Annotated in this window: 13 protein-coding genes and 2 tRNA genes; 11 read left to right on the forward strand and 4 right to left on the reverse strand. The window is 47.1% G+C overall.

From position 1 onward, the window contains the following. Positions 1–69 precede the first annotated feature (69 nt). The 7 genes from ACUTVW_RS01785 to ACUTVW_RS01815 all read left to right on the forward strand — a co-directional run bounded on the left by ACUTVW_RS01785 (position 70) and on the right by ACUTVW_RS01815 (position 10862). Entirely contained in the window at positions 70–1914 is a 1845-nt protein-coding gene (locus ACUTVW_RS01785) for an ABC transporter substrate-binding protein (protein WP_445644207.1), read from the forward strand. A gap of 152 nt (positions 1915–2066) precedes the next feature. Continuing rightward, on the forward strand, positions 2067–3281 hold the full coding sequence (locus ACUTVW_RS01790) for a DUF4367 domain-containing protein (protein WP_445644208.1): 1215 nt from the start codon (positions 2067–2069) through the stop codon (positions 3279–3281). A 379-nt stretch (positions 3282–3660) separates the two neighbouring features. Then, a complete protein-coding gene (gene alr / locus ACUTVW_RS01795) occupies positions 3661–4848 on the forward strand; it encodes an alanine racemase (protein WP_445644209.1) in 1188 nt (395 codons plus the stop codon). 259 nt (positions 4849–5107) lie between these two features. Continuing rightward, positions 5108–5389, forward strand: coding sequence for a CopG family ribbon-helix-helix protein (locus tag ACUTVW_RS01800; protein WP_024630715.1), 282 nt, complete (start codon positions 5108–5110; stop codon positions 5387–5389). Between the two features lie 3 nt (positions 5390–5392). Beyond that, positions 5393–5743: a type II toxin-antitoxin system PemK/MazF family toxin gene (locus ACUTVW_RS01805; protein WP_024630714.1), complete on the forward strand. Its 351-nt coding sequence runs from the start codon at positions 5393–5395 to the stop codon at positions 5741–5743. Positions 5744–5979: 236 nt separating this feature from the next. Then, complete coding sequence (locus ACUTVW_RS01810; protein ID WP_445644210.1) at positions 5980–8169, forward strand: alpha-galactosidase; 2190 nt, start codon at positions 5980–5982, stop codon at positions 8167–8169. A 476-nt stretch (positions 8170–8645) separates the two neighbouring features. Further along, complete coding sequence (locus ACUTVW_RS01815) at positions 8646–10862, forward strand: Tex family protein (protein ID WP_445644211.1); 2217 nt, start codon at positions 8646–8648, stop codon at positions 10860–10862. Between the two features lie 242 nt (positions 10863–11104). On the opposite strand, the gene cmpA is transcribed toward ACUTVW_RS01815, so the two are convergent. Both cmpA and ACUTVW_RS01825 read right to left on the reverse strand, forming a co-directional pair. After that, positions 11105–11248, reverse strand: coding sequence for a cortex morphogenetic protein CmpA (gene cmpA, locus ACUTVW_RS01820; RefSeq protein WP_445644212.1), 144 nt, complete (start codon positions 11246–11248; stop codon positions 11105–11107). Positions 11249–11489: 241 nt separating this feature from the next. After that, complete coding sequence (locus ACUTVW_RS01825) at positions 11490–11840, reverse strand: hydrolase/acyltransferase (protein WP_445644213.1); 351 nt, start codon at positions 11838–11840, stop codon at positions 11490–11492. Between the two features lie 118 nt (positions 11841–11958). Between ACUTVW_RS01825 and ACUTVW_RS01830 the strand changes: the two genes are divergently transcribed. The 3 genes from ACUTVW_RS01830 to ACUTVW_RS01840 all read left to right on the forward strand — a co-directional run bounded on the left by ACUTVW_RS01830 (position 11959) and on the right by ACUTVW_RS01840 (position 12684). Beyond that, positions 11959–12420 carry a SprT family protein gene (locus ACUTVW_RS01830; RefSeq protein ID WP_445644957.1) on the forward strand — a complete coding sequence of 154 codons (462 nt, stop codon included), beginning with the start codon at positions 11959–11961 and terminating at the stop codon, positions 12418–12420. Positions 12421–12513: 93 nt separating this feature from the next. Then, positions 12514–12589, forward strand: a tRNA-Asn gene (locus tag ACUTVW_RS01835). 6 nt (positions 12590–12595) lie between these two features. Next, a tRNA-Ser gene (locus ACUTVW_RS01840) sits at positions 12596–12684 on the forward strand. Between the two features lie 87 nt (positions 12685–12771). On the opposite strand, the gene ACUTVW_RS01845 is transcribed toward ACUTVW_RS01840, so the two are convergent. Further along, complete coding sequence (locus ACUTVW_RS01845; RefSeq protein WP_445644214.1) at positions 12772–13470, reverse strand: ArsR/SmtB family transcription factor; 699 nt, start codon at positions 13468–13470, stop codon at positions 12772–12774. 84 nt (positions 13471–13554) lie between these two features. On the opposite strand from ACUTVW_RS01845, the gene ACUTVW_RS01850 reads away from it, so the two are divergent. Then, complete coding sequence (locus ACUTVW_RS01850; RefSeq protein ID WP_445644958.1) at positions 13555–14205, forward strand: flavin reductase family protein; 651 nt, start codon at positions 13555–13557, stop codon at positions 14203–14205. 172 nt (positions 14206–14377) lie between these two features. Here ACUTVW_RS01850 and ACUTVW_RS01855 read toward each other — a convergent pair whose 3' ends face one another. Continuing rightward, entirely contained in the window at positions 14378–15274 is an 897-nt protein-coding gene (locus ACUTVW_RS01855; RefSeq protein ID WP_445644215.1) for a Cof-type HAD-IIB family hydrolase, read from the reverse strand.

Consider the following 15274-nt stretch of genomic DNA (forward strand, 5'->3'; position numbering starts at 1 on the left):
TACATAGTCGTTCATGTTTCGTATTTTAGGGAACAAAGAAAATGGACCATTCGGAGGGACATACATCGCATGGATATATCGGAGCATTATATACAATTGCGCTTGAAGCTTAAGCATGTACATGATGATCAAGAGCTTTACATCACTATAGGTGAACTTGCGGATTATCTGTGCTGTACGATGCGTAACATGAATCTGATTATGAACAAGTTTCAGGAGCATGGTTGGGCAAGATGGAGCCCGCAGCGCGGAAGAGGAAAAAAGTCAATTCTGGTCTTTTGCAAGCCAGTGGCAGAAGTTGCTGCAGAACGTTTTGATCAGCTTTTGCATGCAAACAGGATGGAAGAAGCCTATGAAATGTCCTCATCCCTGCCACCTCAGTTAAGAGAGAGGCTGTTGCATAATCTGCAACTTCAATTTGGTCTACGTTCCATTGAAGGGGTTGCAGGTAGAACGGATACATTACGAATTCCGCAGAGTACTCCTTTCCAGACCTTTGACCCAACGCAGACGGCGATGTGGGGGGAAGGTTTTATTATCACTGAGGTTTTTGACCGTCTGGTTCATTACAATGCAGAGCGGCAGCAATGTGAGCCAAGTCTGGCTATAGCGTGGGAGAGTGATCAGGAGGGCAGAGAGTGGACGTTTTATCTGAACAAAGGCGTTCAGTTTCATCATGGTCGTGTGATGGAAGCAGCAGATGTTAAATTTACGTTTGATCGTATCGTTACTGATCCTGATAATCCTTGTAAAACCATGTTTGGTTCAATTCAACATGTTGAATTGATAGACAACCTGACCGTACGCTTTGTGCTACATAAGCCTAACTTCATGTTGCCTGATCTGCTGAGCAGTTTGTGTGCTTCGATTGTACCTAGGGATGTACAGATGGAATCCCTTCGTCCGATTGGAACAGGACCTTATCGAATTATGCATCATGACGCGACCTTGTTGGTGATGGAGGTATTCCCGACTTATTTCCGAGGCCGAGCATATATTGATCGGGTTGAATTCTGGCAGCTTCCTCAAGCAGACTTGACTGAATCTTTAGTTAAGAAGCGTCTATTTTCAGACGGTGAACTTCGTTCTGTGGAGCATGAGATTCAGGGCGGTGTATTTATGACGTTCAATATGCAAAAGGAAGGCCCTCATCATGATCTTTATTTCCGTCAAGCTGTCCGGCTGTTACTCGATTCGGATCAGTTGGTTGAATCAATGGACAATCCTTACATGGAGAAGGCTGATCGTTTGATTCGTGTTCGAGCACGGGAGCAACAAAATGTAATTCCTTCTGAAGAGGCTGTGACAGGTCAGACGGGATCGGACAAGTCGGGACTTGTACAGGCAGCAACGTTGCTTGAGCGCAGTGCTTACCAGGGACAACCGTTGCGAGTCTGGGTTGAAGAAGGGAAGCAGATGGAGGCAGATATGGCTTGGTTTGCCAAACGTTGTGAATCAGCGGGTTTAAACATAACTGTTGTGACTGGCGATCCTGTTCATATGGTCTATCATGACGAACTTCAGCCTTATGAGATGATCTATACGGGGGAAGTATTTGATGAGCATGTGATGCGGAGTCTGATAACGATGTATACATTCCGAAATACGTTATTTCTGCTTGCAATGAATGATTATTGGAGAGCCGAACTTGCCCAAGCATGTGAAAATATCGTTATGATTCAGGAACCTGTGCTACGTATGGAAAGATTAATTCAACTGGAGGGGCGGCTGATTGAAGAGGCGCTTATACTGCCGGTATATGCTTTCAAAGAAGTGCACGCCCATGATGTCTCGCTACGGAATTACAAAATTTCAGGCTATGGTTTGCCGGATTTGCGGCAACTTTGGATTAAAAGAAAAACAGATGCGCCGAATACGGAGACAAGTTATCCGGTGTATATCCCGCTATGGTAGACAAGAAATCCGTTTCAACAACGTTTCATGCCATGCTTGTCAAACTAGTCCGCATATATCGAACAAGTCTCTCATAACATGTACTAATCAAGTAGGGGTTCTGCTGTACGCACAATCCTGAAGTGAAAACATGTGCTAAAGGGGATGATGTCATGCGCCGAATATCATGGATGCTTGCCATGGTATTGGTCTTATCGGCCTTACTTGCCGCCTGCGGGAAGAAGGATGCGGCAGCTGTGGTCAAAGATCTGAACGAAGTTGTTGGAGAGATGGAAAGTTACCAGGGAGCAGGCGTTATGACGCTGCATACCGGAGAAACACCGCAGCAGTACAAGGTCGAGGTATGGCATCAGAAGCCTTCGTATTACCGCATTGCTTTAACCAACGCCAAGAAGGATGTTACGCAAATCGTACTTCGTAATGATGAAGGTGTGTTTGTACTAACGCCGAGTCAGAATAAAAGCTTCCGCTTCCAAAGTGACTGGCCGGATAACCAGGGTCAGGTTTACTTGTATGAAACGTTGATTCGGAGCATTACAGGGGATACGACCCGTCAGTTTGCAGATGAAAAGGAAAGCTATGTATTCGATGTTGCTGCCAATTACAATACACACGCGCTCGTCAGACAGAAGATATGGCTGAACAAGAGTGACTATGCTCCCAAACAAGTAGAGGTGTCCGACTCCAATGCCAATGTAGTAGTGGATGTGAAGTTTGACAGCTTCAAATTCGGAGCTGAATTTGGAAAAGATGCCTTTGACATGCAGCGGAACATGACGGCTGCAACCGAAGAAGGAAATAAGACAGGAACAGATGCAGATGCTGCTCCAGCCGAGAAAACCGATGACGCCGCCGGACAACAGCCTGCTAATCCTCAGGCTACGCCAGGCTCCGAGGGAACCGGGGGAGCTGTTGATGGGCAGACCGGTGTAAGTGAGGGCACGGATCAACAAGGAACACAAGGAACGGAAGGATCAGCAAGTGAACAAGGCAACGAGAAACCTACCTTGGCTGAGCCGAAAGAATCAGACAGCTTTGGTGTCATTCAGCCAACATATGCGCCGGAAGGCGTCAAGCTGAAGGATGATCAGATTTTGGAGGAAGCCGGGGATTATTCCGTCCTGCTTCGTTATGAGGGAACATACAATTACACCATATTTGAAGCAAGGCCACAGGATCGTGCGGTATCCCTCGCGCCTTCGCGTCTGGTTGATCTTGGATTTACAGCAGGCATGATCAGCGGAGATGCGCTGCAGACGTTAACCTGGACTTTTGACGGAGTAGAATACCGGATTACAAGCGCGGATCTTCCTGAGAATGAAATGGTGCGTATTGCGACATCCATGCATGAAGAGTCAGGCAAATAAAACTGAAACGCATAGCGGTCTTGTCATATGGAATGCTATAAAGTATCGGAGATATGGTTTCTCCGGTGCTTTATTTATTTTTTGGTATAGAAGGATCGTGCCACGTTCAGTCCAAAAAAAGCAAAAAACGCTTCTATGCGGAGTGAACCGGGTAATAAGTCGATGTAAGCAAGTTATATCCAGACGAATTATCGGATCCAGACGGCTGGATTATCGCTTATCGATCTTCTTCTATGACTGGTTAAAGTTCTCGGCAGGCTCCCGCCGTATTATGTGATCAGAGGTACAAAAATCCCGTACATTTGACAGTGACATGCTGGAGCATTACGATGGAGTCTGACGTGAGCCGGATTAAGAAGATTAGAGAAGGTGACTTAACGTGCAAGAACAATATCGGCCGACCCAGGCTGAGATTAATCTGGACCATCTGCGAAGTAACGTAACCGCTTTTCGTGAGGCTTTGCCTCAGGGTACGAGATTCCTCGCTTGTGTAAAGGCTAATGCCTACGGACATGGTGCAGTAGAGACAGCCAGAGAATTGGAACGACTGGGTGTGGATTATCTAAGTGTAGCGTTTCTTGACGAAGCTCTTGAACTGCGTCTGCAGGGCATTACATGCCCGATTCTGGTATTGGGGTATACGCCGCCTGAAGGAGTCGCTGTTGCGTGGAAGTATGATGTAACGATCACAATATTTAGCAGAGAAGTGCTTGAGGCGATTAGACAGGTGAAGCCGGGCACGTTTGTGAATCCGTTGAAAGTGCACATCAAAATGGACAGCGGCATGGGCAGACTGGGTCTGCTGCCTGGCAACGAGGCCATTGATTTCATACAAGAGGTGTCCTCACTTGATCAGGTGATGCTGGAAGGTATGTTTACTCACTATGCCAAAGCAGATGAACAAGACAAGACCTATACACTGGAACAGTATCGACGGTTCCAGAGCGTTGCAGAGACGCTCCGGGATCAGGGATGTGTCATCCCGATTATACATACGGCGAACAGTGCGGCTGCCATTGATACACCTGAACTATCTTATGATATGGTGCGAGTGGGCATCAGTCTGTACGGACTGTATCCTTCAACCGAGGTGAATCATCAGGTAGTGAAGTTGCTCCCGGTATTGACACTGAAGACAAAAGCGGTTCTGGTCAAAACACTGCCATCCCATTGGGGAGTCAGTTATGGAACCCGTTATTTTACGCAGGAAAATGAACGAATAGCGACCTTGCCTATCGGTTATGCAGACGGTTTCTCAAGAATGTTGACAGGGAAAGCCAAAGTGCTTGTACGCGGTCGCCGCGTTCCTGTCGTCGGGACGATCTGCATGGATCAGTGCATGGTGTCGCTGCAATCTTTCGCAGAAGAAGCGGAAGAAATTCAAGCCGGCGAAGAGGTTGTTCTCATCGGTCACCAATCCGGCGGTGTGATTACCGCTGGCGAGGTGGCAGACCAGCTTGGTACGATCCACTATGAAGTGATCTGCATGATGGCACATCGCATTCCACGGGTGTATACACGTGGAGGAACGGTAGTCGCCAGAATCAATCCCCTTTTGACAACTTAATTCGCAAATTGGACACGATTACCAGCAAAACTTTTTTCAGAACAGAAGGAAAACTGTCGCAGTATCTCGAAATATGTACGATGTCAGGAATTAAATCCTGAAATGCGATGTTTGCTCTGTACGAATAATGATTCCCGTGTTTATAATGGAGTACAGCATACTTGATATACGCGGGGCATATATATTCCTTTGTATAAAAGTTCTGGAAAAGCGTTATACTGGTTCACAATGGCGAAAGGTTTGTGGGGGTGGAAGAAAGGTGGCCAACTTGCAGAACACCAAGCGGATTATGATCAGTTTGCCTGATTATCTTTTGCAGGAAGTGGATGGCATCGTAGCGCTGGAGAATTCCAACCGCAGCGAATTGATTAGGCAAGCAATGAAGCTGTACTTGACGGAGCGGAAGAAACGTTACATCCGTGAATCAATGCAGCGAGGGTACATGGAGATGGCGAAGATTAACCTGACCATGGCATCCGAAGCCTTTCACGCGGAGGAAGATGCGGACAGCACTCTGGACCGCTTAGTTAGCGGGGTGTAGACAGTGATCGTAAAACGTGGTGACGTTTTTTTTGCGGATCTTTCTCCCGTTGTCGGTTCCGAGCAAGGTGGAGTCAGGCCGGTTCTGGTCATCCAGAACGATATCGGTAACCGGTTCAGTCCAACCTGTATCGTGGCGGCCATTACCGCCCAGATTCAGAAGGCAAAGCTGCCGACGCATGTCGAGATTGATGCAGCGGCACATGGCTTTGACCGGGACTCAGTGATTTTGCTCGAACAGATTCGGACGATCGATAAGCAGAGGCTGACCGACAAGATTACGCATTTGGACGAGGAGACCATGAAACTGGTCAACGAAGCTTTGCAGATCAGCCTGGGCTTAATCGATTTTTAAGGCTACACAACGGTAGTTTATGCGTTGATGTGCCTGTCCGTTGACAACGGATGTTCCTGGAAGGGAACACACAATTTCAGAATGTAATCTTAAGAGCGTACGATACCTTTAGGGGTGTTGTGCGCTCTTTTGGTTAAGAGTTGGTGAAAGCGTAGAACATTGATGATCTTTTCGTTATAATGGAACCTGAGAAACCGTTTATCCGCAAGACCTATATAGATAGATGGAGGAGACATATGAGCATTTACATCAATCAGGAGAAACTTCAGTTTCATTTACAGACCCGCGAGGCGAGTTACGTATTTCAGGTACTGCCTTCGGGATATTTGGTGCATTTGTATTATGGCAAAAAACTGCGTGATACCGACCTGAGCTGGCTTCATGTGCGGACAGAAAGAGCATCCTTTAGTCCAAATCCGGTGCCGGAGGATCGTACGATTTCGTTTGACACCCTGCCGGTGGAACTACCGGTTTATGGAACGAGTGATTTCCGCAACCCGGCTATCCAGCTTGAATTGGAGAATGGCTCAACGGTATCCGAGTTCACGTATACAGGCCATCGTTTGGTCAAGGGAAAAGAGGCGTTAACGGGACTCCCGGCAACGTATGTAGAAGCCGAGGATGAGGCAGATACGCTCATTATTGAAATGCAAGATCAGGTGTCAGGTGTGAAAATTGAGTTAACGTATACTGCATTTACTGCTTTTAATGCGATTACACGCTCGATGCGTATCGTGAATGATAGCGCTAACGTAGTGAATGTGCTGCGTGCCCTCAGCTCTTCTGTAGATTTGCCGCATGCAGATTACGACATGCTGCAGCTCTCGGGTGCCTGGACTCGTGAACGTGATATTGTTCGCCGTCCGCTCGCTTCCGGATTGCAGGGTATTGAGAGCCGCCGTGGTTCAAGCAGCCATCAGCAGAACCCGTTTATTGCCCTGATGACACCGGGAACGGATGAAGATCAAGGAGAAGTATACGGCTTCAGCTTGGTATACAGTGGTAGTTTTACTGCGCAGGCAGAGGTGGATCAGTTCTATACAACGCGTGTATCGGTCGGTATTAATCCATTTGAGTTCAACTGGAAGCTGGAACCACAGGAGTCGTTCCAGACACCTGAGACGGTTATGGTTTACTCGGCTGCGGGACTGGACGGCATGTCTCAATCCTACCATGAGCTGTATCGTGAACGTCTGGCACGCGGTAAATATCGCAATGCGGAGCGTCCAGTACTGGTTAACAACTGGGAAGCGACGTATTTCGGCTTTAATGCGGACAAGATTGAGCAGATTGCTCGTGCGGGGCAGAAGCTGGGTATTGAATTATTTGTACTTGATGATGGCTGGTTCGGTCATCGGGACAGCGACAATTCATCATTGGGCGACTGGATTGTGGACAAAAACAAGCTGCCGCAGGGACTGGATGATTTGGCTAACCGTGTAACAAATCTGGACATGCAGTTTGGACTGTGGTTTGAGCCAGAGATGATCTCCCCGGACAGTGAACTGTATCGTGCACATCCAGACTGGTGTCTGCATGTGCCTAATCGCCGCCGTACCGAAGGAAGACAGCAGCTTGTGCTGGATTTCTCCCGTCAGGATGTGCGTGACGAGATCGTTCGTATGTTGTCCGATGTTCTGAGTTCTGCACCGATCACTTATGTAAAATGGGACATGAACCGAAACATGACAGAGGTTGGATCTGCGTTACTCCCGGCAGACAGACAGCGCGAAACAGCGCACCGTTATATGCTCGGACTGTACGAAGTAATGGAACGTATTGTTAACTCCTTCCCAAATATTTTGTTCGAAAGCTGTTCCGGGGGCGGTGGACGTTTTGATCCGGGGATGCTGTATTACATGCCACAGGCATGGACGAGTGATAATACCGATGCGATTTCCCGTTTGCGCATTCAATACGGTTCAAGCCTTGTATATCCTGTAAGTTCTATGGGGTCACACATTTCAGCTGTTCCAAACCATCAGGTGAACCGGATTACGTCTCTGGAGATCCGAGGTCATGTGGCCATGTCGGGCAACTTCGGATATGAGCTGGATCTGACAAAGTTTACAGACGAAGAGAATGAGATTGTACAAGCACAGGTTGAGCTGTACAAGGAAATTCGTAGCACCGTGCAATACGGTACATTCCGCCGCCTGCTTAGCCCATTCGAAGGCAACGAGACTGCCTGGATGTTCATTGCACCGGACGGTAGCGAAGTGATTGTATTCTACTTCCGCGTGCTCTCTGAACCGAATGCACCGCTTCAACGTCTGAAGCTGAAAGGGCTTGATCCTAATAGCGATTACCGTCTGAAAGGCGGATCAGAGACGTTTACAGGCGATGCCTTGATGTATGGCGGTATTGCTGTGGGTAGTGAGTCAGGGGACTACCTGAGCGAAATGTTCCGGTTTGAGCGGGTGTAAATAATTTGAACTAGAGATTTTACACAGTCCACTCCGATGACAGAATAACCTTCCATTCGCTATTATCCCCAGACTTTTTTGATTCCCTTTCTAAAGGGAAAAATCCGGTGATAAAGGCGAACGCTTCGCTATTCCAGGTTTTTTCTGTCCTCTCCGTTAACGTGTAAAAGAAAATTCCAACTTATTTAGATGAATTGGTTATTTTGAAGGAGACCCGAGGATGTCATGATGACGTTCTCGGTCTTTTTTTCATCCAACGGGGAAGGATGTTTAGGAGTGCAATAACGCAAGTAGGATGTATGCCAGAGGGATGATAGAAATTTCAATGTGATTTTGTGATAATATAGAGTGGAGTGTTATTTTTAAGTTTGAAAAGCTCGAGATCAACTTCGGATGATCGACCATACTGTTATTATGCAGCAAAGCTGCCCTGAAATGAGTATCATGAACGATTCAGGAAGGAAAGAGGGATTTATTTGTCTGAACAGGAAACGGTTCTGGAACCCAATGAAGAAACATTAAAGGCGGAACGCCAAGAACGAATCATCAAACAGGTAGCCAAGGAACTGTCACTGTCCTTGAAGCAGATCCGCACAACATCGGAGCTTCTGGACGAAGGCAATACGATTCCATTTATCGCCCGCTACCGTAAAGAAATGACTGGAGAACTGGATGAGAACCAGCTGCGCCAGATTGAAGAGCGCCTTGTGTATTTGCGCAATCTGGAAGACCGCAAACTGGAAGTTATCCGTATTATAGAGGAACAGGGCAAGCTGACCAAAGAGCTCGAAAAATCGATCACTCAGGCTGTCAAGTTGCAAGAAGTAGAAGATCTGTACCGCCCTTATCGTCAGAAACGGAAGACTCGTGCCAGTGTAGCTAAGGAAAAAGGTCTGGAGCCGCTCGCCGTATGGATTTGGGAACAGCCCAAACAGGGAGATGCACTTCAGGAGGCTGCGCGTTATATTAATGCTGAACTCGGGGTAGAGGATGCAGAGTCGGCTCTGCAGGGGGCGAAGGATATTCTCGCTGAAAATATTGCCGACGATGCAGCCATCCGTGCCTGGATTCGCAGATATACACTGGATCACGGCATGTTGACTTCTGAAGCGAAGGATACCGAGCAGGAGTCCGTTTACGAGAATTACTACAGTTATCGTGAGCTGGCCAAAAAAATGCCGCCGCACCGTATTCTTGCGATTAACCGCGGAGAACGAGAGGGGATTCTCAAGGTTGGCCTTGACGTTCAAGCTGAACCGACTCATCGGCATATGGAAGGACAGATTATTCGGGGAGCTTCTGTGGTGCAGGATATTTTGCGTGCCGTTATTGAAGATGCATACAAACGGCTGATTGCACCGTCTATCGAACGGGAAGTGCGTGCCGAGTTAACGGAAAAAGGGGAGAATCAGGCGATTTCAATATTCTCCGCCAATCTTCGTAACCTGCTGTTGCAACCACCGATTCATGGCAAATGTGTGCTGGGTGTCGATCCAGCCTACCGGACAGGCTGTAAACTTGCGGTTGTAGACGATACAGGCAAGCTGCTTGAAGTAGCTGTAACCTACCCAACGCCTCCGCACAATAAGAAGCGCGAAGCAGCTGAAGTATTCCACCGGATGATCAAGCAGTATGATATTGGATTGATTGTTATTGGTAACGGAACCGGATCACGTGAGACAGAGCAGTTTGTAGCTGAGATCATTCAGGAGAATGGTGACGAGAGTCTTGTATACCTGATTGTCAACGAGGCTGGTGCAAGTGTATACTCTGCGTCCAAGCTTGCTCAAGAGGAGTTCCCGGATCTGGATGTTGCCGAGCGCAGTGCGGCCTCTATTGCTCGTCGGGTGCAAGATCCGCTGGCTGAACTCGTTAAAATCGATCCAAAAGCGATTGGCGTCGGCCAATATCAGCATGACGTATCTCAAAAGGTGCTGGAAGAGAGCTTGAAGGCTGTCGTAGAATCGGCAGTTAACCATGTTGGCGTGGATGTCAACACGGCTTCACCTTCCTTGTTGTCTTATGTAGCCGGCGTTAATGCAACCATTGCCAAAAACATTGTCAAGTACCGTGAGGAAAACGGCCGCTTCACGAGCCGTCGTCAATTGCAGAAGGTGCCACGTTTGGGTGCCAAAACGTATGAACAATGCGTAGGGTTTATGCGCATCTCGGAAGGTGAGAATCCGCTGGATCGTACTGCAATTCACCCTGAGTCTTACAAAGTTGTAGACCAGCTGTTCAAGGAGCTTCAGGTCGAGCTGAACAAGCTCGGAAGCAAAGAACTGTCTGTACTGCTGTCTGAACAACAGACAGAACAACTTGCCGTGAAGCTGAATGTGGGGGTGCCTACGTTACGCGACATTATGGATAGCTTGCAGCGTCCTGGCCGTGACCCTCGTGAGGAGATGCCGTTGCCAATCTTCCGAACAGATGTACTCAAGATTGAAGATCTGGTGGAAGGCATGGAATTGCAAGGTACGGTTCGTAACGTGATTGACTTCGGTGCATTCGTTGACATCGGTATTAAGAGTGACGGGCTTGTCCATATCTCTCAACTGAGTAACGGATATGTTAAACATCCGATGGATGTAGTCTCCGTTGGTGATAATGTGACCGTCTGGGTGATGAATGTGGATATGAAAAAAGGCCGTGTCGGTCTTACGATGAAAAAACCTGCATCTGCCAATGAATGATTCTGTTGGAAACAGAATGTGATATCCAAGCATACGTCTGTAAGAGTAACGTGTAAACGGATATGCTTGTATAAGTACAAGGGTACAGCCTTCCCGCGTTGGGAAGGCTGTTTGCTATTAAGTATTATCCTTGCTGTGCAATGGTATGGATTTTTTTGATATGATTTGGTTTGTTTCCTGGGAGGATACGTGAAAATCCTGATATGACGAACCGTGAGAAGCCGTCAGTATCCGTACAATGCTTAAATTTCGTTCTCCACGTTGCGCTGTGAACCGCTGGCGGGTTTGTTGCGATAGAAGTACCAGCATTCGTTCAGCAACTTGATTTGACGACTGTCTTTTTTGTTAAACGCTCGCATGAGTTGGTTGCAGAGCCATTGAGGCAAAGAAATCTCCTCCTTTTGCATAATTCATCTGTACGTTAGCATATGTAGCAATAGCCTGGACTGTGCGAGATAACTCCATGTCAAACGAAAATGGCCAGCACCTGTTGAAACGGAACGAATTATATTTACTTTTGGTGTTAACCGATTATTGGTCTTGAAATCCTAATGATTCAACGACGATAAAAAAAGCGCATCACCCGGCAGTGGGAGGCGCGCTTTTCGTTTTGTATTGAATTTTCGGTTAATCCATCTCTTCTTCATACCATTGTTCCAATTGAGCCTGAAGCGCCCGGATCTCGGTCAGAAGGGAAATCAAAGGATAATTACTTTCACGCAAAGCGGCAAAACGCGCTTCGAGGGCATTGATATAATCCAGGCCACCGATGATTGACAGGTTCTCGTTCAATAGATCGAGATGATCACATTCGGCAATAGCCCAAGGCAGAACGGGTACATCTGTTGCCGTGAGTTTGTCGATCTCTTTGTGCAGACGCAGATTAAGCGCACTGAGTTGATAAGCATAGTCTGAAGGCATTTCGACAAACTGCAATTGCTGCTCCTGTTGCAGGATGACATAGCGCATTGTAGGCATAACGAGTATTAATCTCCCCTCATACATTCTACTTGACAGTGTAGCCTACGAAACGGTTAAAATTCAAGTATTATGCGAGGAAAACAGCGTACTCCAAGGGTGGAGAGAGAGGAGAATGATGGAAAACAAGGAATTACAACAATGGATTGAGCAGATTTCTCTGGAACATTTCGGAGTTCCGTTTACTCATGAAGCGATATTTAACCGTCGTCTGACGACAACGGGTGGAAGGTATATGCTCAAAAGCCATCGGATCGAGATAAATCCACATCAGCTCGAAGTCTACGGAAAAGACGAGGTTGAGAAAATTATCAAGCACGAACTGTGCCACTATCATCTGCATATTCGAGGGCGGGGATACCAGCATAGAGATCCGGAATTCAAGGCGCTTTTGCAGAAAGTGGGGGGTTCACGGTTTTGTCAGTCTCTTCCTGGAGACAAGGGCAGAAAGCCGCTACCGTATCGATACAAGCTGCTATGTAAGAGCTGCGGAATGGAGTATTTGCGTAAACGGAAAATAGACCCGAAGCGTTATCGCTGCGGACGATGTTCAGGAAAACTGACACTTCAAAGCATCTGATATACACCCTGATCATCTGCATGCACAAAGTGGCCTGCCGCAGGTTGACTTGAATTATTAATCATGATAGATTAATGTTATTCAAGTTAATTTTCCCTGATAGCTCAGTTGGTAGAGCACTCGACTGTTAATCGAGTTGTCACAGGTTCGAGTCCTGTTCGGGGAGCCATTTCTTGGAGAGATACCCAAGTGGCTATAAGGGGACCCTCTGCTAAGGGGTTAGACTGCGTAAGCGGTGCGAGGGTTCGAATCCCTCTCTCTCCGTTCTGAATAAATAGTTCAATCCTCTTTGTATGAATGAGTTGATCATTCATGCAAAGAGGATTTTTTGGTTTTTAGCGTGTAAGTCGTTTAAAGGGAAATATCCAACACTTCATGTAAACCTGATTTTCCGGCCTCGGTTAGCTCAACGGAGCGACTTCCTGCTTTTTGGCGAATCCAATTCAGTTCAAGTAATCGGTAAACGAACTGTTCACCAAGCACACCGGACAGGTGGTAACGGCGTTCGCTCCAATCCAGACATTTACGAGCGATGGCTCGGCGTGAGCCATTTTTTAACTGAAATTTGATTCCAAATTCGTTAAACCACTGCGATCCTTTCTCCGTAATTAGATAATCCTTACCTTGCTCTCCTTTCGGTTCAACCAGATAACCTTTCTTGAGCAACGCTTCGCAAAGGGAAGTCCCTAGTCTCCCAGCCAGATGATTGTAACAGGTACGTGCATAACTTAACTGCCGCAGTTGATTGGATTGCCTCAATGAGCGAATCTGTACCGGTGGAGCGATGCTGGCCATTTTCTCGATCAGATCAGCAATCTCTTGGCCTGCAAGACGATAATACCGATGACGACCTTGCTGTTCTACTTCCAATAATCCTCCAGCTACCAATTTAGCGAGGTGATTACTTGCGGTCTGCGGGCTGACACCTGCCATATAGGCGAGTTCTCCAGCAGGTAACGCCCGTCCATCCAGCAAAGCGGAGAGAAATACAGAGCGGCTTGTATCCGCAATAAGTGAAGCGATAATAGTGATATTCGGATATGCATTCATACTTCGATGATAGCTGAACTAATGCTGTATTACAATTGGTTTGAATTCAATATCGAGCAGGAGAGGTGCAGAATGAGTAACGATATGCAGCAGCGAAATAATACAAAACAAACTTCTAATGGGGCTCAGGGTAATCAGCATGAGACCATTAATCCCAGTATTTTATACTATGGCACACCTGTTATCATCCTGAGCACATTAAATAAAGAGGGATCAACGAATCTTTCCCCGCTATCCTCATCTTGGGCGCTGGGAGACTGTCTGGTGCTGGGTTTAGGCACGCAGGGAAAAGCCTATGAGAATCTGTGTCTTCATTCGGAATGTGTAATTAATTTGCCGGATGCCTCGATGTGGGCCAAAGTTGAAGTGTTGGGAAGGACGACGGGAAGTTCACCCGTGCCGGAAGCGAAAAGGCACATGGGATATACGTATTGTCATGATAAATTCGCCGCGGCAGGATTGACATCCGAGCGTTCCGTTCAGGTAACGCCTGATAAAATAGCTGAATGTGCACTTCAGATTGAGGCGGTTGTAGAACATATACGCATCCCGGAGCATACGCCGTATATGGCGATTGTAGAAGTAAAAGCAGTGAAAGTGCATGCTCATACCCGTCTGATCTCGGAGATCAACAGAATTGATCCGGAACAATGGAACCCGTTGATTTATAATTTTCGGCAGTATTACGGACTTGGGGAGAGACGAGGCGAGAATTTTCGGGCAGAGAGGATATAAAAAGAGAAGGAAAACCGAGTGAGAATGACACGAATCGATACGGTACAAAATAAAAAACAAGCACAGGCTCGGTTAACGAGACTCCTGTGCCTGTGTTCGCTTCACTTCACTTTCACTGAGCTTACTTAATACTGACCTAAGAATGACTGTTTACAGACCTTTTATTATCTTTTTATTGGCCTTCCGAGACAATGGTTTCTTCCGGAGCAATCGGTTTGCCATCTAACAAGCTATGGATCGCATGAGCGACGCCATGTTCAACGTTGGTACGTGTTATCGTTTTAGCCATGGCACGGATTTCCGGTTCGGCATTACCCATAGCGATACCCAGGCCTGCCATCTGCAGCATGGACACATCATTGAAGTTATCCCCGATAGCCGCAGTGTCTTTCATCGAAATGTTCAAATGTTCTGTCAGTTTGGTTAGGGCGTTACCCTTGGATACATCCGGGTGCTGCATTTCGAAGTTATGCTCAAAGGAGACCACCATTGCCACATCGGTTCTGGAGGAGAAATATTCACGTCCGCGCTGCACTTTTTCGGGATTCATTGAGAAGGCCATAATGTTATAGATGCTAGCTTCTGCCGGAATTTCAAGATGGTTGTTCACGCGGTGATAGTCTTTTTTGTCGTAGTGTTTTTTGATCGAATGAATCATGCGCTCGATATCTTCACCGGGTTTTGATCCCAGGACACGTTCCAACTCGGCGAGCATCGTCTCATGAGTACTGATTGCAGCGTATATACCCATCTGAGTTGAAGCTTCATAATAAATGTGCTCGTCTTCCAGCCATTGCATGACAGAAGCGGCCGTTCCGCGTTCTAATGGGAGATGGAATAATCGTTCCCCGTTCTCATCATGAATGGTTGCGCCGTTGGAGCCGATAATCGGGGTTTTGATTCCGCCTTGGTGGCTGATCGCCACAACATCTGAGTATACACGCCCAGTCGCGATGGTTACTTTCATGCCAGCCTGCTGCGCTCTTTGAATGGCATCTGCATTCTCACGGCTGATTTGGCTGTCTCGATTCAACAACGTTCCATCTAAATCGGTAGCAAATAACTTCAT

The sequence above is a fragment of the Paenibacillus sp. TSA_86.1 genome, assembly GCF_052691815.1.

What these genes read in the sequence shown, in the direction of transcription:
- ACUTVW_RS01785 (WP_445644207.1), top strand. Translation starts at nt 70, where the DNA reads ATGGATATATCGGAGCATTATATACAATTGCGCTTGAAGCTTAAGCAT.
- ACUTVW_RS01790 (WP_445644208.1), top strand. Translation starts at nt 2,067, where the DNA reads ATGCGCCGAATATCATGGATGCTTGCCATGGTATTGGTCTTATCGGCC.
- ACUTVW_RS01810 (WP_445644210.1), top strand. Translation starts at nt 5,980, where the DNA reads ATGAGCATTTACATCAATCAGGAGAAACTTCAGTTTCATTTACAGACC.
- ACUTVW_RS01825 (WP_445644213.1), bottom strand. Translation starts at nt 11,840, where the DNA reads ATGCCTACAATGCGCTATGTCATCCTGCAACAGGAGCAGCAATTGCAG.
- ACUTVW_RS01830 (WP_445644957.1), top strand. Translation starts at nt 11,959, where the DNA reads ATGGAAAACAAGGAATTACAACAATGGATTGAGCAGATTTCTCTGGAA.
- ACUTVW_RS01845 (WP_445644214.1), bottom strand. Translation starts at nt 13,470, where the DNA reads ATGAATGCATATCCGAATATCACTATTATCGCTTCACTTATTGCGGAT.
- ACUTVW_RS01850 (WP_445644958.1), top strand. Translation starts at nt 13,555, where the DNA reads ATGCAGCAGCGAAATAATACAAAACAAACTTCTAATGGGGCTCAGGGT.
- ACUTVW_RS01855 (WP_445644215.1), bottom strand. Translation starts at nt 15,274, where the DNA reads ATGAAGTTATTTGCTACCGATTTAGATGGAACGTTGTTGAATCGAGAC.